Here is a 19,612-nt window from a genome sequence, read left to right as displayed (position 1 = left end):
ATATATTTAAAGAGGGATTTATTTCGCAGCTTCCACTTTAGCTTTTACTTCTGCTTCCGTTCCTTCAAAAACTTCTGTGGTTGTTTTTCCGTTTTCGGTTTTAGTTACAGTTCCAACCGTGACACCATTTGCAGTAGACAAATTAACCTCAACTCTTTTTTTATCGTATTTAGTTGTATCAAAACAATCTGTTTTTTGATATTTCCCTTTTGTATCAAAATGAGCCATACACTTTGCAGTTTCTTCTGCAGAGCATCCTTTTTCTTTGCACATTTTAATACATTCTTCTTTGGTCATTCCTGACATATCACCGCATTTAGACACTCCACCTGCATGCATCTCCATTTTACAGCAGGAACCCTTTGCGGTAATATCTGATGGCGCATGTCCGTCACCTAAAATTGGAGCAATCACCAATCCAATTAAACATGTTAGTTTAATTAAGATGTTCATTGAAGGCCCCGAAGTATCTTTAAACGGATCACCAACTGTATCTCCAGTTACCGCAGCTTTGTGTGCATCAGAACCTTTATATGTCATTTCGCCATTGATCATTACTCCTGCTTCAAAAGATTTTTTCGCATTGTCCCATGCTCCACCTGCATTGTTTTGGAAAACTGCCCAAAGTACCCCTGAAACCGTAACTCCGGCCATGTATCCTCCCAGCATTTCAGCGATTAACTGATTGTTGTCTGCATAAACTAATTTACCCAATAACACAATAGCAATCGGAAAACCAATCGTTAAAACTCCAGGCAGCATCATTTCGCGTAAAGCAGCTTTTGTAGAAATCTCAACACATTTGCCGTATTCCGGTTTTCCGGTTCCTTCCATAATTCCCGGAATTTCCTTGAATTGACGACGAACCTCGTACACCATATCCATTGCCGCTTTTCCAACAGAATTCATTGCTAATGCAGAGAAAACTACCGGAATCATTCCTCCGACAAATAACATCGCTAAAACCGGAGCCTTGAAAATATTGATTCCGTCAATTCCAGTAAAAGTTACATAAGCTGCAAATAAGGCTAATGAAGTCAAAGCTGCAGAAGCAATTGCAAATCCTTTTCCGGTCGCTGCAGTGGTATTTCCAACTGAATCTAAAATATCGGTTCTGGTACGAACTTCTTTTGGTAATTCGCTCATTTCGGCAATTCCTCCGGCGTTGTCTGAAATTGGTCCGAAAGCATCAATTGCCAATTGCATAGCTGTTGTTGCCATCATTGCTGAAGCGGCCAAAGCAACTCCGTAAAATCCAGCCAAAGCATACGAAATCCAGATTGCTCCAGCGAACAGTAATACAGTTGGAAAAGTAGAAATCATTCCGGTTGCCAAACCTGCAATTACGTTTGTTCCTGCTCCTGTAGATGATTTTTGTACAATCGCCAACACCGGTTTTGTTCCTAATCCTGTATAATATTCAGTTACTGATGAAATTGCTCCTCCAACCACTAAGCCGACTAATGTTGCATAGAAAACACGCAATGATGAAATGTCTTTTGATCCTTCTCCAAAGAAAGTCATCTGCATGGTTTCAGGAAGCATATGTTTTACTAAAAAGAAACAAGCTACGGCAGTTAAAACAATAGAAATCCAGTTTCCTATATTTAACGCTTTTTGTACCTGCGCTTCTTTAGCATTGTCATCAGAAATACCAACCAGCATGGTTCCGATAATTGAAAATAAAATTCCAAAACCGGCAATCGCCATTGGAAGTAAAATTGGTCCAATTCCACCAAAAGCATCCTGAATACTTCCGCCCATATCTTTTATAACATAATTTCCAAGTACCATCGCAGCCAAAACAGTTGCAACATAAGATCCGAATAAATCGGCTCCCATACCGGCAACGTCACCCACATTATCTCCTACGTTATCTGCAATTGTTGCCGGATTACGAGGATCATCTTCCGGAATTCCGGCTTCTACTTTACCTACTAAATCAGCACCAACATCGGCAGCTTTGGTGTAAATTCCACCCCCAACCCGTGCAAACAAAGCGATTGATTCTGCACCAAGTGAAAATCCTGCTAATGTTTCTAGAACAACAGTCATCGTTTCAGTATCTTTCCAGACTCCGCCAGAAAACAAATTAAAAAATAGTATGAAAAAAGCAGTTAAACCTAAAACTGCCAAACCTGCAACGCCAAGTCCCATTACGGTTCCACCACCAAAAGAGACTTTTAATGCCTGCGGTAAGCTAGTTCTGGCTGCCTGAGTCGTTCTAACGTTTGTTTTGGTTGCTATTTTCATCCCTATATTACCTGCATAAGCTGAAAATAATGCTCCAAAAATAAATGCAACTACGATTAATAAATGTGTTTTTACACCCGGAATAAAAGTAATTCCTGCTAAAGCTATGCTTGCAATAATTACAAAGATGGTTAGTAGTTTATATTCGGCTTTTAAGAAGGCTAAAGCGCCTTCGTAGATGTAATCTGAAATCTCTTTCATTTTGCCGTCTCCAGCATCTTGCTTTAAAACCCAAGTCCTTTTTATTCCCATGAAAAGTAATCCAATAATTGCCATAACTATTGGCAAATAAATCATAAATGCATTCATAATATTTTAATGGTTTTGGTTAATAGTCAACAAACTAACAAAACGAATTTAAACAAAAAAGCAATACTCTTAACGGAGTATTGCTTTTTTTATAAAATATGATGCCTAAAATTATTTAATACTAAATAATCCCTCTGGTTTGTTTTCAATTTGATTAAAACGCTCTGTACATTCTTTAATAATTGCGAATGCCTCGTTTACATCACCCCATCCTTCTACATCTACTTTTTTGTTTTCAAGATCTTTGTAAACCTGGAAGAAATGCTCGATTTCTTTCAATAAGTGTCCGTTGATATCTGAAAGATCATTTAATGAATTCCAGATTGGATCTGAAACCGGTACACAGATAATTTTTTCATCCGGTCCTTTATCATCAGCCATGTGGAAAACGCCAATAGGTTTTACTTCTATAACACATCCAGGAAAAGTTGGTTCGTTAATCAAAACCAATACATCAAGAGGGTCACCGTCAAGAGCTAAAGTTTCAGGGATAAATCCGTAATCGGCAGGGTACATCATCGAAGAGAATAACATTCTGTCGAAACGCATTCTTTTGATTTCAAAATCGTACTCATATTTATTTCTGCTTCCTCTTGGTATTTCGATTAATACATCGAAAGTTGTTAGTTTGTCTGCGGTCATTTTCTTTTTTATTATATCTATAATTTCGGTTGCAAAAGTAACCCAAAGAATCCTTTTTTACAATGAAAAAAACACATTAATCTATATACTTTATTCATTAATTAATATACTTTCGTTTTATATAACAGATAGTTAATATATAATCTTGCGATTTCTCTTATTTAAGTAATAATGCCAAAGCAAATAGGTTGCATAAGATCTGTAAGGACTCCATTGTTCCACATGAATTTCCATTTCGTGTCTGTCATGAATATTCAATAATTCTTTGATCGTATTTATGACTGCAATATCACCAAGCGGAATCAAATCCGGCTCCTGAAGACAAAACATTAAATAGATATCGATTGTCCAGTTTCCGATACCTTTTAACTTAATGAGTTCTTCACGAACTTGTTTTGCTGATTTTGATGCCAGGCTTTCAATATCTAATGCTTTATTTAAAACTGCTTCCGCTAAAATCTTAATGTATTTTGTTTTCTGGCGGCTTACACCCAAATTTCTAAACTCTTCATCTGGTAAAACCGACATTGTTTCAGGATTACATGTTGTATGGTTTTTAATTTTTAAGAAGGTGGCTTTCGCCGAATCTATAGAAACCTGTTGTTCGAGAATTAACAACACTAAAGTTTCGAAACCTTGTGGGCGTTTTGGGATTGATGGGAATCCATACTTTTCGATTATTTCCCGAAATATTGGATTTTTGGATGATAAATAATCTATGGCTTCTTGCATAACGTTATTTTTTAGCCCCGATTACTTCACTTAACTTTCATTTTAATCGGAGTTCAGTGAACTTCGTTTGTAGTTAAAATCCTTTTGTGCCGGGGTTCGGCACAAAAGGATTTTAACGAATAGCGGGAATAGCTTCTAAATTAATAAATATTTAAAATCAAACTTAATTTAAAATAAAAAGAGAAATCACACATTAACTCATTATTTGAGCTTGTGTGATTTCTCCTTCGTCGAAATGACAAATATTATTTTTCTTATTTATTAGAAATAGAATCCAAAAGATCCTTTTACGGCAAATTTAGCAGCATCCGGCATATTTAAATAATTTCCTCTCCATGAGAAATCAATTCTGAAAACCTTAAAGATATTCCCAATTCCGGCATTGTACTCCCAATATACTTTTTCCGGTGCATTATATGGAAGACCAGAAGCGTTTATGGCTCTGTTTTCATCAGAAATTGTTCCATGAACGGCTCTCACGCCTATAAATTCCCTCCAGTTCAGTTTTCTCATAAATGGGATTCTGGCAAATATTCTTCCCCCAAAATCATGATTCCACTGTAATGTTGTGTATTGATCTGTGACAAATTCGTAGAAATTCAGGTTGCTAAAAGTATTCTCAATCGTAAAATATGTCTGGTTTCCGGGAATTACGCTCATTAATCCTAACGGAATTGTACCGAAAGTTTTTCCTGTTTCAAGCGTAATATTCGTTCTTCCTAACGGTCCTATAATAATAGGCTGTCTGTAAAATAACTGTACTTTTTCATAAGCAAAATCACTGTTGAGTACTCCCTTAAGACCATAACTGAAGTTAACGAAGAAATGGCTAAACGGGCTGTCAACAAGATCCCTTTCAACTCCATAACCAATTGTTTTACGATTTGGCATAAACTCAAACTGAATGTTAGCCTCAGATTGCGTAACCTTACTTTCAACTACACCAGCCGGATTTGAAACAGATGGCAAAGTTTTATAATAGTCTAAACTAAACGTTTTCGATGCCGATTCTAATGTGCGATATGAAAAACCTGCAGAAACTATAAAATTTTTCTTAGCTTCCATTTCAATAGAAACGTTACTCAGATTAATATTGGTCAGTTTTCCGTTGCTTCCTGTTGTAAACAACGCCGAAGAAGCAAAACTTCGCCCTAAAACATCATTTGTTGTGGTCAAACTAGCTCCAATTTGTTCGATATCACGTCTGTTTCCTCCAGAAATAATTAATCTGTTTTTCTTATCAAGCATCCATTTTCCTGAAACGCCATATTTGAATTTATTGTCATCAAATCCATAGGCTGTATAAGCTTGAATTCTCCACGGATCATTAGGCCCAAAGTACGTTCTTCCCCCAACTCTTAATCTTAAACCTTCGACTTCATTATAACCAAAGGTTGAAAAGATAGGTCCATAATCAAAATTTTTAAATTCGACATAACCACTTCCTAAAATAGAAACTAAACTATAAAGCTGTTTAAATTTCTTGACTGTCTGCAAAGTATCGAGCATTTTATAAATACCCTGCTCGTCTTTATTTAATTTTTCAAAACGATTTTCTTCCCAAAATTCATCTGGCCTTTCATACACGGCATTGTCTATAAAATTGACCTCTTCTTTATAAAATTTCTCCGGTTTCTGAAGATTGAATTTATGATTTCTATATAAAGTCGTTCGTTTTCCATAAACCCCTTTAGATTTTTCCTTTTTATTCAAAGCAAAATCAGACATCATATAATCGCGGGTTAAAAGGAAAACCGAATCGTTTTCTACTTCAAATTCCTGTTCGATATAAATATCTTTCACCCAGTTAATATTGGCGCTTTTGGTAACGCCCATATTAATTTTCTTGATGGCAAAAGTGGAATCGTTGACCCAGAAATCTCCTTTAAAAGTCAGTTCGTTTTTACGTCTTGGATAAAACACAATATTGTAACACCATTTTTTATCAATAAAAGCACTGTCTTTCAACACATAATTATAAACATCAATTCCAGTTTTTGAAAGCGGGCTTGTAAAACTTTTATCAAAGAATTTAAGATGGTTGTCATAAATATTATAATCCGAATAGAGGTCTTTTACGAAAGATAAAATCTGCTGATTCCCGTTGAATCCTGACATTTTATTTCCGGATAAATTTTCTTTTACTTTCTTTAATTTATTATCTCCGTAAACATCATATACGGATTCATTGATAAAAATTGGCAAATAGGTTTTACCTGTAACATCAGAAGTATCGACATGATTGAAAACAAACTCCATTCCTTTGAAAAGTTTATTTTTCATGAAAGCACTGTCAATCGTGTTCATATCGAACTCAACTTTTTCGTACTTCTGCATTTGATACTGATTGAATTGGTAAAGACCGTTTTTTCGTTTTCTTTCCCAAATCTTCCTCAAGATATCCAATGCGGGATTGTTCTTTTTTGATGTTTTACCGGTAAAAATAACAACTTCATTAAGTGCCTGAGGTTCACTTAACACAATTTTGAAATTATAATTTACTGCTTTTTCCAAAGGAACTTCCTTATCTGAAAATCCTGCAGAAGTGACTAACAAAGCGGTATACGTATTTGGTGATTCTAAATAAAAACGTCCGTCTTCATTAGAAACTATTCCCGTATTTGACCCCTTAAAAACCACATTTGCAAATGGAATAGGCTGATTGGATTTGTCCAAAACAATTCCACTCACTTTAGTTTGCGCAAAAACATGGTTTGCTAAAGCAAATACAAAAAACAGGCTGAGTAAAATTATTCTTTTCATATTCCGGCAAAAAAAACTTCATCAATTAACCAATGAATGATGAAGTTTTTATGAGTATGTATGTATTATTATTTGTACATTACTTTTTTTACTGCTTTCACTACATCACCAGCATTTGGCAACCAGTCTTTCAGTAAAACAGGTGAATAAGGTGCAGGAGCATCAGCAGTTGTAATACGCTGAATTGGGGCATCAAGAAAATCGAAAGCCTGCTCTTGTACAATATAAGTTATTTCAGATGAAATACTGGCGAATGGCCAAGCCTCTTCTAAAATTACCAAACGATTTGTCTTTTTAACTGATTTTAAGATAGCTTCATTATCCATTGGACGAACCGTTCTTAAATCGATGATTTCACAAGAGATTCCTTCTTTAGCTAATTCATCAGCAGCAATAAAAGCTTCTTTAATGATTTTTCCGAAAGAAACGATTGTTACATCAGTACCTTCACGCTTCACATCAGCAACTCCAATTGGAATTACATATTCTCCGTCCGGCACTTCACCTTTATCGCCATACATTTGCTCTGATTCCATAAAGATTACAGGATCATTATCACGAATAGCAGACTTTAAAAGTCCTTTAGCATCATAAGGTGTTGAAGGAACAATAACTTTAAGTCCCGGAGTGTTAGCAAACCAGTTTTCTAAAGCCTGTGAGTGAGTTGCTCCTAATTGACCTGCAGAAGCAGTTGGTCCGCGAAAAACGATAGGTACATTAAATTGTCCACCTGTCATCTGACGCATTTTAGCAGCGTTATTTATAATCTGATCAATACCAACTAAACAGAAGTTGAAAGTCATATATTCTACAATTGGTCGGTTACCGTTCATTGCAGATCCTACTGCAATTCCTGTAAACCCAAGTTCAGCAATTGGAGTATCGATTACTCTTTTTTCACCAAACTCAGCAAGCATTCCTTTTGAAGCTTTGTATGCTCCGTTGTATTCTGCAACCTCTTCGCCCATTAAATATATGGATTCATCGCGACGCATTTCTTCGCTCATCGCTTCGCAAATGGCCTCTCTAAATTGTATTGTTCTCATAGTTGTATGTTATATTCTTTTTTCTGATGAGCAAAAATAAATATTTTAAATAACTTAAAAGCATAAATTGAATTTAAAATAACAGTAACTTCTCTTTCTTCTTTCACTTTTAACTTTTTAAAATTTATTGTGATATTTACAAAATAGATATAGCGTCACTTTTCATCATTAAAAAATATTTCATAAAACCCCATTTTATCTGATTTATTCTAAAACATTCAAAAAACTTTTTTTATGTTATTTCGAGAAAGAACATTAATTAACTATCATTAAGCCTCCTACATACCCTCAAAAAATAAAATTCTCTAAAAACCAATATTATCAATAAAGTTTTGATTTTATTTTTTTACTAAAGTATCCCAAAAACCAGCAATTTCCGAAATCGTAATAGTTTTAAAAAAAATATTATGCATGCATAGTATAATTATTCCAAATTAAATTCTAAATTTGTAAAAGCATATTATAAATTCAAAATATATACTTATGAAAATATTGGTTTGCATCAGCCATGTGCCTGATACTACTTCAAAAATTAACTTCTCCAATGGTGATTCAGAATTTGATACCAATGGTGTACAATATGTAATTAATCCTAATGATGAGTTTGGTTTAACCCGCGCTATCTGGTTTCAGGAACAACAAGGAGCAAATGTAACGGTTGTAAATGTTGGTGGTCCGGATACAGAGCCAACTCTACGCAAAGCTTTGGCAATTGGTGCGAATGAAGCAATTCGTATAAATGCAAACCCAACAGACGGTTTTTTTGTTGCAAAACAATTAGCCGAAGTAATTAAAAATGGCGGTTACGACTTAGTAATTGCAGGAAAAGAATCTTTGGATTATAACGGTGGAATGGTTCCTGGAATGATTGCCGGAGTTTTAGGTTATAACTTTTTAAATTCCTGTACAGCTATTACTGTTGACGGAAACAATGTAAAAGCTGTTCGCGAAATTGACGGAGGAAAAGAAACGGTAAGTACTACTCTTCCTTTAATTATTGGAGGTCAAAAAGGTCTTGTTGAAGAAAAAGATTTACGCATCCCTAACATGAGAGGAATTATGACAGCAAGAACAAAAGCGCTTACCATTCTTGAGCCAGTTGATGCATCTGTTAATACAAAAGCTGTAAAATTTGAAAAACCAGCTCCTAAATCTGCAGTAAAATTAGTGCCTGCAGATAATTTAGATGAGTTAATCAATTTATTACACAACGAAGCGAAAGTAATCTAGTATTGAGTGTTCAGTTTGAAACCTGAAACTTGAAACTAATAACCTCAAAACAAAAATATCATGTCAATATTAATATATGCAGAATCTGCAGAAGGAAAATTTAAAAAAGTCGCTTTCGAATTAGCTTCTTACGCTAAAAAAGTGGCAGAATCATTAGGAACTACGGTTACAGCTTTGACTGTAAACATCAGCGATGTTAGCGAATTAGCAAAATACGGAGTTGACAAGGTTTTAAAAGTAAACAATGATAAATTAGCTGGTTTTAATGCAAAAGCTTACGCAGATGTTATTAAACAAGCAGCTGAAAAAGAAGGCACAAAATTAGTTTTGCTTTCTTCAACTACAGATAGTATTTACCTTTCGCCATTGGTAGCTGTGGCCTTAGAAGCTGGATTTGCTTCAAATGTAGTGGGATTACCAGTTAGCACTTCTCCATTCCAAGTAAAAGAAATGCTTTTTCAAACAAAGCTTTCAATATTACAGAAATCAGTACAGATATAAAAGTTCTGGGGCTTGCAAAAAACTCTTATGGCATTTTTGAAAGCGCAGGTTCTGCTGCCGAAGAAGATTTTAATCCTTCAATTGGAGATAATGATTTTGGTGTAAAAGTAGACTCTGTAGAAAAAGTAAGCGGAAAAGTATCAATAGCTGATGCGGACATTGTAGTTTCAGGAGGACGCGGATTAAAAGGGCCTGAAAACTGGGGATTAATAGAAGATTTAGCCGCTGTATTAGGTGCAGCAACGGCATGTTCAAAACCCGTTTCTGACTTAGGATGGAGACCTCACAGCGAACACGTTGGACAAACAGGGAAACCAGTTGCAACAAACTTATATATTGCTGTAGGTATTTCAGGAGCTATTCAGCATATTGCCGGCATCAACTCATCAAAAGTAAAAGTAGTGATTAATAGCGACCCAGAAGCCCCATTTTTCAAAGTAGCGGATTATGGAGTAGTTGGAGACGCTTTCGAAATTGTACCACAATTAATTGAGAAACTAAAAGCTTTCAAAGCACAACATTCTTAATTTAAAAATTCTCTATAAAAATATAGCTGCCTAAAAATAAGATAATCGTATCTTTGTTTAGGTGGCTTTTTTGTTCCATATTTTTTGATTAAAATTGCACCTTTATTTTTCAGTCAAAAAAAGTATTAAATAGAGGCGCTAAGTGCCTTTTTTACAAACATATATGAGTCTAGTAAAATTATCTATAAAGGGAATATCATACAGTCAAACTCAAAATGGCGCTTATGCCTTAATTTTGAACGAAGTGGATGGCGAAAGAAAATTACCAATTGTTATTGGCGCTTTTGAAGCCCAATCAATTGCTATTGCCTTAGAAAAAGAGATTAAACCGCCCCGCCCATTAACCCATGATTTATTTAAAAATTTCGCCGAAAGATTTGATATAGTGGTAAAACAGGTCATTATCCATAAACTTGTTGACGGTGTTTTTTATTCAAGCTTGATATGCGAAAGAGACAAAATCGAAGAAATTATTGATGCCAGAACATCTGACGCTATTGCATTGGCGTTAAGATTCAGTGCTCCAATATTTACTTATAAAAACATTTTAGATAAAGCCGGAATTTACCTGAAATCAAGTACTGCAGAAACTGATTCTGGATCACAGGAAATTGATGATGTCCTTTCTAATCCTGAAACTTTTGGACACGAAGAAGAAACAAATCAGTCCGGAGATGTTTATGCCAAACACAGTTTACAAGAATTGAATGAATTATTGGATCAGGCAGTTTCTCAGGAAGATTATGAAAAAGCCGCTAAAATTAGAGACGAAATCTCCAGAAGATAAAATTTCATAGGTTTTTGACTTTAGATTTCAGAATTAATTATTTAGATTTTATAAAATGAAACAATATTTAGATTTAGTAAAACACGTTTTAGAAAACGGCAATCAAAAAGGAGACCGAACCGGAACAGGTACTAAAAGTGTTTTTGGATACCAGATGCGTTTTGATTTAAGTGAAGGCTTCCCAATGGTTACTACTAAAAAACTACATTTAAAATCTATCATTTATGAATTACTTTGGTTTTTAAAGGGTGATACCAATATTAAATACCTTCAGGAAAACGGAGTAAAAATATGGGATGAATGGGCTGATTCTAATGGTGATTTAGGCCCCGTTTACGGACATCAGTGGCGCAATTGGAATAGTGAAGAAATTGATCAAATCTCAGAATTAATCACTGAATTAAAAACAAATCCGAATAGCCGCAGAATGCTGGTTTCTGCCTGGAACCCTTCTGTTTTACCGGATACGAAGAAATCTTTTGAAGAAAATGTAGCCAACAATAAAGCTGCTTTACCTCCCTGCCATGCTTTTTTTCAATTTTATGTTTCAAGTCCCAATACCGAAAAAGGAGAAACAAAAGGAAAACTTTCGTGTCAGTTGTACCAGCGAAGTGCTGATATCTTTTTAGGAGTACCTTTCAATATTGCTTCTTATGCACTATTGACTATGATGATTGCTCAGGTTTGTGATTTAGAATGCGGTGAATTCATTCATACTTTTGGTGATGCACATATTTATAACAATCATTTTGAACAATTGGAACTTCAATTATCACGTGAACCAAAACCACTTCCAAAAATGATTTTAAATCCAAAGATCAAAAACATTTTTGATTTTGATTATAATGATTTCACTCTTGTTGACTATGATCCACACCCTGCCATAAAAGGTAGTGTTGCTGTATAAAAACAAAAATCCGCTTGAATTCAAGCGGATTTTTTTATACTATTAAAACGCTATTTTCACTTCCTGCAAAATCATTCCATCTGTAAGAATCTGCTTCCGGATCATTGATATACAGTCCGTCAACCACATACTTAAACTCATAAATTGCATCTTTTACTAAGTCATAAGTAGCCTTAAAAGTTCCGTTTTTCAGTTTGCTTAATGTTCCCTCTTCTATGTTCCAGTTATTAAAATCCCCAACTACAGCGACAGAATTAGCATCTTTCGCCTCAATTGCAAATGTTACTTTACAAACCGGTTTCGTTTTTACAAATTGCTTTTTCAAAGACATAACTGTTTCATTTTTAGATTTATACCTTCAAAGTTCGCAAATTCATCTGATTAATCAATACGTACCCTGTATGATTTATGATTATAGCAACCAGAAATATATTTTTTACACTATCGATAATTTTAAGCTTTTTAATTTATAAATTCGGATTTTAAGACCATTTTGAATCAAATATTATTTATTCAGAATAGTGATTTTTCAAAATAAATTATAACTTTATGATCTTATTTTGAATAAATTATGGAAAAAGAAGTACATGAACAATATGAGTATGCTCGTAAAAGAATCAGACAGAAAAAAGCTTTATATTTTCATTTTGTTCTTTTTTTGTTAGGAAGCTTATTTTTATTTGTTGCTAATCGTTTTTTTGGTTTTAGCATTGGAACAGAACAAAATTGGTGTACATGGATCATTACTTTATGGTTTTTTATCTTTATTTTGCACTTCATAAAAATCTACATTACAGATCGATTTATGAATAAAAAATGGGAAAGAGAGCAGATTGACCGATTAGTTGCGCTTCAGCAGAGGAGAATTAATCAATTAGAGTCTTCTATCAATGATAATCCTGAAAATAAAATTTAGTCTTTAACACACTATGCTTATAATGATAGCGGCTGTTGCCGAAAACAATGCCTTGGGAAAGAAAAACAAATTAGTCTGGCATCTCCCAAACGATTTTAAAAGATTCAAATCGCTTACTACTAATCACCATATTATAATGGGGAGAAAAACTTTCGAAAGCTTTCCAAAACCACTGCCTAACAGAACACATATTGTAATATCCCGACAAGAAAATTATAACCCGGGAGGATGTATAGTGGTTGACAGCATTGAAAAAGCGATTGCGATGTGCCCCGAAAATGAAGATTCATATATTATAGGAGGAGGCGAAATTTATACGCTTGGATTACAATATGCTGATATAATTGAAATAACACGTGTTCACCACACTTTTGAAGCTGATGCTTTTTTCCCTATAATCAATGAAAGGGAATGGCAACTGGTAGAATCCGAAGCCAACTCTAAAGACGAAACCCATCTTTATGATTATACATACGAAACATACATTAAAAAATAAAAAAAACATCCTCAAAATTGAGGATGTTTTTTTTTAAATCAAATGATTAGAGCAATGACCTACTCTTGAAACAATATTTGATAACATAAAATAAAAATTACAAATATTAAAAATACCCCTGAAAGGAATATAATAACATTTGATATTTTTTGAGAGTACATCTCAAAAAAACCCTTAATACCAAATACCACGAAGGTACTAAAGGCAAAGAAAATTAAAATTTCCAAAAACAAATTTAATCCTAAGAACGTATTTTGCACTTTAAATATAATACTGCTCTCAAAAACAGTACTTTCAAAACAGCTTACAAGAACAAATGAGATGCTAAGCGCAAGGAGCACCCATTTGATTTGGGTCATTGTATCTCTATTTATCATTGAAAAAATATTAACATTTTTACAAGTGCTAAATTCACCAATAAATACTTTACCTACAATACCCACTTTTAGTGATTTTACAAAATACCATTAATATCTAAAAACATTCAATCCTAATTAAGAAACACAATTGCAGTTAAATACTTTATGTTATATTTGCGTAAATAAAAAAAATGTCTGAAAAAATAACTCCGTACAAAAACTCAACTTTAGGCAAAAAAGAACAGGTTGCACAAATGTTTGACACTATATCAGGAAACTACGATAACTTAAATCGTGTGATTTCATTTGGAATAGATGTAAAATGGCGTAAAAAAGTATTAAAAATAGTTTCTGATTCAAAGCCAAAAGTTATACTTGATATTGCTACCGGAACCGGGGACCTTGCAATTTTAATGGCACAAAGCAAAGCCGAAAAAATTATTGGTTTAGATATTTCTGCAGGAATGCTGGAAGTTGGAAGAAAAAAGTAGAAGAAAAAAACCTTTCAAACAGAATTGAATTAGTATTAGGTGATTCTGAAAACATGCCTTTTGAGGACAATCATTTTGACGCTATTACAGTGAGTTTTGGAGTACGAAACTTTGAGAATTTAGAAAAAGGGTTTGCTGAAATTTTAAGGGTTTTAAAACCAAATGGTGTATTTGTAATTCTGGAAACTTCAGTTCCTGATAAAACACCTTATAGACAAGGATATCGCTTTTACACTAAAAACATACTTCCAGTTATAGGTAAATTATTTTCTAAAGACAATTCAGCGTATGGTTATTTATCAGAATCTGCTGCTGTTTTTCCTTATGGAGAAGCACTAAACAATATTTTAAGAAAAATTGGGTTTATAGAAGTTGTGGCAATGCCTCAGACTTTTGGAGTTGCAACGATATATTCTGCTTCAAAAAAATAGTATGAAAAAAACAGTAGTCTTAATTTTATTAGCATTATCGGCACAGGGATATTCACAATTTGCTAAAAGCATGTTTAGCAAAGATCCTATTATTAATCTGGAAAACTGGCAGAAACAACGTTTATACTTTGGTTATTATTTAGGCTTTAACAGCTTTGATTTTAAATTTGATTACAAAGAAGTCACAGAAGATATCCAGGTAAAGAAAACAACAGGATTTAATGTTGGGGTTGTTGCAGATTTAAGACTACAGGAATATGTAAATTTGCGTTTTGAACCGGGTTTATACTACACAAAACGAGATTTGCATTTTTCGGGAGTAGGAAATTCAGAAAGTGATTATTTAAGAGAGGTGAATAGCACATATATTCATTTTCCGTTACTATTAAAATTTTCGGCATTACGTACAGGAAATATCCGTCCTTATTTAACAGGAGGACTTTCTACCACTCTAAATTTATCCAGCAATTCAAAGTCAAAAGACGATAACTTTGAGGGCACATTTAGAACTAAATCATGGAGTTCTGCTTATGAAATTGGTTTTGGCATCGATATTTTTTCTGAATATTTTATTTTTTCTCCCTCCATCAGAGGTATGTTTGGAATAACAGATGAATTAGTTCGTGATAATCCTGGTCAGCCGAGTCCATGGACAGACAACATAGATTCGATGAAATCAAGAGCAATTTTAATAAATTTTACTTTTCATTAAAACAAAAGCCTAACTATTTCGTTTAAACTCACTAAGAACAATAGCAGTAGCGGTGGCTACATTTAAACTTTCGGTTTTTTGTAGTTTACCAAATCTGGGAATTGTGAGTCGGCTTGTTACTGTTTTTTCGATTTCTGCTGAAATACCATTGGCTTCATTACCCATAATAATGATTCCATTTTGAGGCAGAACGGATTGATAAATATTTTCGCCATTCATAAAAGTTCCAAATACAGGCAATTTTGCGTTTGTTATAAAAGATTTCAAATCAACATAATTTACATTTACTCTGGCAATAGATCCCATTGTGGCCTGCACTACCTTTGGATTGTAGATATCGACAGTTTCTTTTGAGCAAATAATTTGTTGAATTCCAAACCAATCGCAAAGCCTTAAAATGGTTCCTAAATTTCCCGGATCCCGAATATCATCTAAAGCTAAAATCAAGCCCGAGTCGATTATTGTATTTCCGGCAGGAATCTTGAATACTGCCAGACATGTATTTGGAGTTGATAAAGCACTTATTTTTTTAAGTTCCTGTTCAGTAACAGGAATACATTTTGAAGTCCCAACCGTTTCAAAATCATTTTGTGTTGTGAATAAATACTCTAATTCAAAATTGGACTGTAATAATTCCTGAATTACCTTTATTCCTTCAGCAAAGAATAATTGATTAGCAAAACGTTGCTTTTTTTGATGTAAACCTGTTATAAGTTTTATTTGGTTTTTACTAATCATAAAATATAATGTACTTTTGAATTAAATATTTAAAAACACTTGAAAAAGATTTTTACAAAAATAACAGCATTTATTCTAATAGCAATACTTATTTGTGCTTGTAATGCAGTGAAACGAGTTCCGGACGGAAAAAATTTACTTATAAAAAATGATATTATTGTAAACGGAAAATCTACTAATGATGAAACTGCTTCAGATCAGATGTATCAGAAACCAAACAGTAACTTATTAGGATTTCGTCTGCGTTTAAATTTATATAATCTGGCAAAATTAAATCCTGATTCTAGTTATCAGGCAAAATTTAAAAATAATCCCGGAAAATATGAGCGCCAATCTAAAATATTATCTGCTAAACAAGTAGACCGTCTTGGACAGTCTTTTTTATACAAAGGAATTCATGAATTCTTAAAAAGAACTGGTGAGCCTCCTGTTATAATTGATACTTCAAAAACCAAAAAAACATTAGTTCGTTTAAAATCCTATTATTTTAACAATGGCTATTTTAATGTAGCCATGAATTACAACATTGACACGGTAGGCTATAAAAAAGCAAAAATCAACTACAATATTACAACCGGAAATGTTTTTACTTTGGATTCTATTAGACAAAACATAAGCACACCTGCTTTGGATTCATTATATAAAACAAACCCGGAGCCTTCATTTTTAAAATCAGGTAACCAATTCAAAACCAGCGATTTTGAAGAAGAAAAAAATCGAATTACTACCTATTTTAGAAATCACGGAGCCTACTATTTCCAGCCTACATATGTCACTTTTGATGTTGATACCATTGGCAAAAAAAATAAGGCGGACATAAATTTAATCATCAAAGACAACAGTATTCAGGAAAAAGATTCCAGCAGGACAGAACCTTTTAAACTGTATAAAATAAGTGATGTAAATATTTATACTGATTATTCTCCTGCACGGGCAAAAAGCCAAATTAAGGACAGCACCACTTACAACAACTTTAATTTGTATAGCTATGACAAATTAAAATACAAACCCCGCGCAATTACAGATGCTATTTTTATTACAAAAGGAGGTACTTATGCCGATTTTAGGACTACTCTTTCCTCCCGCTACTTAAACAATCTGAAAATTTTCAATTACCCATCAATACAATATGAAGTTGATAAACGAGATTCGACAGCACAATCTTTAATTGCAAAAGTGTATCTGACACCAAGAAAAAAATACAGCTTTGGCGCAAGCTTAGATTTAACACATTCCAATATTCAGGATTTTGGAATTGGAGCAAGTGTTTCAGAAACGATTCGAAATGTATTTAACAGGGCTGAAACCTTAGAAATTTCTGCTCGTGTAAACATAGGCTCATCAAAAGACATGGCCAATCCTAATAATAATTTCTTTAATGTTTCGGAATATGGAGTTGACATGAAACTTAATTTCCCAAGAATCTTAATGCCTTTTGGAACAGAAAAAATTATTCCGAAAAGCATGATCCCGTCCACGTCAATTTCCGCCGGTTTTTCTAAACAAAGAAACATTGGACTAGACAAAGAAAACTTCACAGGCGGCCTGTCTTACCTTTGGTCTCCAAAAAGATACAATTCAGCAAAATTAGATTTACTAAACGCACAATATGTCCGTAATCTGAATCCGGATAATTATTTTAAAGTATATACTTCTTCTTATGATGAATTGAATAGTATTGGAAAAGATTACAATGTTAATAACAACAACTGGGGAGATACACCAGAAGAACAAGCCAATAAAAACCTGACTATACCTAAAGGAGCCTCTGATTTTACTAATGATGTTATAAATAACAGAACAGCATTGACAGCATCGGATTCAAAATACAAAGATGTACAGGGTATAGAAGAAAGAAGGGTACGTCTGACTGAAAATGACTTTATTTTAGCCACTAGTTATACATTTACCAAAACAACCAAAAAAGATTTGGCAGATAATACTTTTTATCAGTTTAAAACTAAAATAGAATCAGCAGGAACTTTATTATCTGCCATTTCAGGCGTAACAAGTCTTCCTAAAAATTCAAGAGGCAATTACGAAATATTTAATCTGGAATATTCAGAATATATTAAAACCGAATTTGATTATATTAAACACTGGGATTTTGGCAAAGAAAAAGTACTGGCTGTCCGAAGCTTTTTTGGTATTGCAATTCCTTTTGGAAACTCAGATTATATTCCTTTTTCACGAAGTTATTATTCCGGAGGATCAAATGACAATCGAGCCTGGCAGCCTTATGCGTTAGGTCCGGGAAGTACAAATGCAGTAAATGACTTTAATGAAGCCAATATGAAACTCGCCCTAAGTGGGGAATTTCGATTCAAAATCTTCGGAGATGTTAAAGGTGCAATCTTTGCTGACGCCGGAAATATCTGGAATGTACTCGATAATGTAACTGATGAAAAGGCAAAATTCTCTGGCTTAAACGATTTCGAAGAAATTGCTTTAGGAAGCGGATTTGGTTTGCGATATGATTTAAGCTTTTTTGTTATTCGTTTAGATTTAGGCTTTAAGACTTATAATCCGGCGCATGAACCGGGCAAACGTTGGTTCAGAGAATACAATTTTGGGCATTCAGTTTTAAATTTTGGGATAAATTATCCGTTCTAATGCTAATTAATTCTTATTTTTGCAACCTAAAAACCTAAAAACAACTAAAAAAAATTACAATGGCACACAATATTAAACCAGGAGTAGCTACAGGAGATCAAGTACAGGAAATCTTTAATTATGCAAAAGAAAAAGGATTTGCACTTCCGGCAGTAAACGTAACCGGATCAAGTACAATTAATGGCGTTCTTGAAACTGCAGCAAAACTTAATGCTCCGGTTATCATTCAATTTTCTAATGGAGGAGCACAATTCAACGCTGGAAAAGGATTATCGAATGCAGGTGAAAAAGCGGCAATCGCAGGTGGTATTGCAGGAGCAAAACACATTCATACTTTAGCAGAAGCTTACGGTGCAACTGTAATTTTACATACTGACCACTGCGCAAAAAAATTATTGCCTTGGATTGATGGTTTGTTAGATGCCTCTGAAAAACATTTTGCAGAAACAGGAAAACCATTATTCAGTTCTCACATGATCGATTTGTCTGAGGAGCCAATCGAAGAAAACATTGAAATCTGCAAAGAGTACCTGGCAAGAATGAGCAAAATGGGAATGACATTAGAAATCGAACTTGGTATTACAGGTGGTGAAGAAGATGGTGTTGACAATTCTGATGTTGACAGTTCAAAATTATATACTCAGCCAGAAGAAGTAGCTTATGCTTACGAAGAATTATCTAAAGTAAGCCCTAAATTTACAATTGCTGCTGCTTTTGGAAACGTTCACGGTGTTTACAAACCAGGAAACGTAAAATTGACTCCAAAAATCTTAAAAAATTCTCAGGATTTCGTTCAAAAGAAATTCAATACAGGTCATAACCCTGTAGATTTCGTTTTCCACGGAGGTTCTGGTTCTACACTTGAAGAAATCAGAGAAGGAATCAGCTACGGAGTGATCAAAATGAATATTGATACCGATTTACAATTTGCATATACTGAAGGAATCCGTGATTATATGGTTAAAAACCTTGACTATTTGAAATCTCAAATTGGTAACCCAGAAGGTCCGGATGCTCCAAACAAAAAATATTATGACCCAAGAAGATGGGTTCGTGAAAGTGAAGTAACATTCAACGCAAGATTGGAGCAAGCTTTTGCAGATTTGAATAACGTGAATACACTATAATAAAAAAGTTTCAAGTTTAAAGTTTCAGGATT

At 33.9% G+C, this 19,612-nt stretch carries 15 protein-coding genes and 2 pseudogenes; 10 read left to right on the top strand and 7 right to left on the bottom strand.

The window, feature by feature from the left end:
• Positions 1-18: 18 nt before the first annotated feature.
• From P5P89_RS11530 to P5P89_RS11510, 5 genes are all read right to left on the bottom strand, one after another.
• A complete protein-coding gene (locus P5P89_RS11530) occupies positions 19-2,562 on the bottom strand; it encodes a sodium-translocating pyrophosphatase (protein ID WP_278008462.1) in 2,544 nt (847 codons plus the stop codon).
• A 111-nt stretch (positions 2,563-2,673) separates the two neighbouring features.
• Positions 2,674-3,204, bottom strand: a complete 531-nt coding sequence (locus P5P89_RS11525) for an inorganic diphosphatase (RefSeq protein ID WP_031454287.1) — start codon at positions 3,202-3,204, stop codon at positions 2,674-2,676.
• Between the two features lie 132 nt (positions 3,205-3,336).
• A complete protein-coding gene (locus P5P89_RS11520; RefSeq protein ID WP_278008460.1) occupies positions 3,337-3,936 on the bottom strand; it encodes a DNA-3-methyladenine glycosylase family protein in 600 nt (199 codons plus the stop codon).
• A gap of 261 nt (positions 3,937-4,197) precedes the next feature.
• A complete protein-coding gene (locus P5P89_RS11515) occupies positions 4,198-6,699 on the bottom strand; it encodes a DUF5686 and carboxypeptidase-like regulatory domain-containing protein (RefSeq protein ID WP_278008459.1) in 2,502 nt (833 codons plus the stop codon).
• 68 nt (positions 6,700-6,767) lie between these two features.
• The gene (locus P5P89_RS11510; protein ID WP_163392137.1) at positions 6,768-7,745 is read right to left on the bottom strand and encodes a pyruvate dehydrogenase complex E1 component subunit beta; all 978 of its coding nucleotides are present in this window, start codon (positions 7,743-7,745) and stop codon (positions 6,768-6,770) included.
• Positions 7,746-8,228: 483 nt separating this feature from the next.
• Here P5P89_RS11510 and P5P89_RS11505 point away from each other — a divergent pair, with 483 nt between their 5' ends.
• From P5P89_RS11505 to P5P89_RS11490, 4 genes and pseudogenes are all read left to right on the top strand, one after another.
• Positions 8,229-8,975 carry an electron transfer flavoprotein subunit beta/FixA family protein gene (locus P5P89_RS11505; RefSeq protein ID WP_278008458.1) on the top strand — a complete coding sequence of 249 codons (747 nt, stop codon included), beginning with the start codon at positions 8,229-8,231 and terminating at the stop codon, positions 8,973-8,975.
• Positions 8,976-9,035: 60 nt separating this feature from the next.
• Positions 9,036-10,003 (top strand): annotated as a pseudogene (locus tag P5P89_RS11500) (electron transfer flavoprotein subunit alpha/FixB family protein).
• A gap of 163 nt (positions 10,004-10,166) precedes the next feature.
• A complete protein-coding gene (locus tag P5P89_RS11495; protein WP_278008457.1) occupies positions 10,167-10,790 on the top strand; it encodes a bifunctional nuclease family protein in 624 nt (207 codons plus the stop codon).
• A gap of 55 nt (positions 10,791-10,845) precedes the next feature.
• Positions 10,846-11,697: a thymidylate synthase gene (locus P5P89_RS11490; protein WP_278008456.1), complete on the top strand. Its 852-nt coding sequence runs from the start codon at positions 10,846-10,848 to the stop codon at positions 11,695-11,697.
• A 34-nt stretch (positions 11,698-11,731) separates the two neighbouring features.
• Here the strand turns inward: P5P89_RS11490 and P5P89_RS11485 are convergent, their stop codons facing one another.
• On the bottom strand, positions 11,732-12,028 hold the full coding sequence (locus tag P5P89_RS11485) for an isoamylase early set domain-containing protein (protein ID WP_278008455.1): 297 nt from the start codon (positions 12,026-12,028) through the stop codon (positions 11,732-11,734).
• 240 nt (positions 12,029-12,268) lie between these two features.
• On the opposite strand from P5P89_RS11485, the gene P5P89_RS11480 reads away from it, so the two are divergent.
• The 4 genes and pseudogenes from P5P89_RS11480 (at position 12,269) to porT (ending at position 15,102) form a co-directional block, all read left to right on the top strand.
• The gene (locus tag P5P89_RS11480; protein WP_278008454.1) at positions 12,269-12,613 is read left to right on the top strand and encodes a 2TM domain-containing protein; all 345 of its coding nucleotides are present in this window, start codon (positions 12,269-12,271) and stop codon (positions 12,611-12,613) included.
• 13 nt (positions 12,614-12,626) lie between these two features.
• On the top strand, positions 12,627-13,109 hold the full coding sequence (locus P5P89_RS11475) for a dihydrofolate reductase (RefSeq protein ID WP_025571574.1): 483 nt from the start codon (positions 12,627-12,629) through the stop codon (positions 13,107-13,109).
• A gap of 550 nt (positions 13,110-13,659) precedes the next feature.
• Positions 13,660-14,390, top strand: a pseudogene (gene ubiE / locus P5P89_RS11470) (bifunctional demethylmenaquinone methyltransferase/2-methoxy-6-polyprenyl-1,4-benzoquinol methylase UbiE).
• Between the two features lies 1 nt (position 14,391).
• Positions 14,392-15,102: a type IX secretion/gliding motility protein PorT/SprT gene (porT, locus tag P5P89_RS11465; RefSeq protein WP_278008453.1), complete on the top strand. Its 711-nt coding sequence runs from the start codon at positions 14,392-14,394 to the stop codon at positions 15,100-15,102.
• A gap of 9 nt (positions 15,103-15,111) precedes the next feature.
• On the opposite strand, the gene P5P89_RS11460 is transcribed toward porT, so the two are convergent.
• Positions 15,112-15,840: a TrmH family RNA methyltransferase gene (locus P5P89_RS11460; RefSeq protein ID WP_278008452.1), complete on the bottom strand. Its 729-nt coding sequence runs from the start codon at positions 15,838-15,840 to the stop codon at positions 15,112-15,114.
• 39 nt (positions 15,841-15,879) lie between these two features.
• Between P5P89_RS11460 and tamL the strand changes: the two genes are divergently transcribed.
• Positions 15,880-18,453 (top strand): translocation and assembly module lipoprotein TamL, encoded by a 2,574-nt coding sequence (tamL, locus tag P5P89_RS11455; protein WP_278008451.1) that lies wholly within the window; start codon positions 15,880-15,882, stop codon positions 18,451-18,453.
• A 59-nt stretch (positions 18,454-18,512) separates the two neighbouring features.
• On the top strand, positions 18,513-19,580 hold the full coding sequence (fbaA, locus tag P5P89_RS11450) for a class II fructose-bisphosphate aldolase (RefSeq protein WP_207297995.1): 1,068 nt from the start codon (positions 18,513-18,515) through the stop codon (positions 19,578-19,580).
• The last annotated feature ends 32 nt before the right edge of the window (positions 19,581-19,612 follow it).

Origin of the sequence: Flavobacterium gyeonganense (assembly GCF_029625295.1) — a bacterium.
In the GTDB taxonomy this organism is placed as follows: Bacteria; Bacteroidota; Bacteroidia; order Flavobacteriales; family Flavobacteriaceae; genus Flavobacterium; species Flavobacterium gyeonganense.
This window is presented reverse-complemented; position numbering and strand designations above follow the sequence as displayed.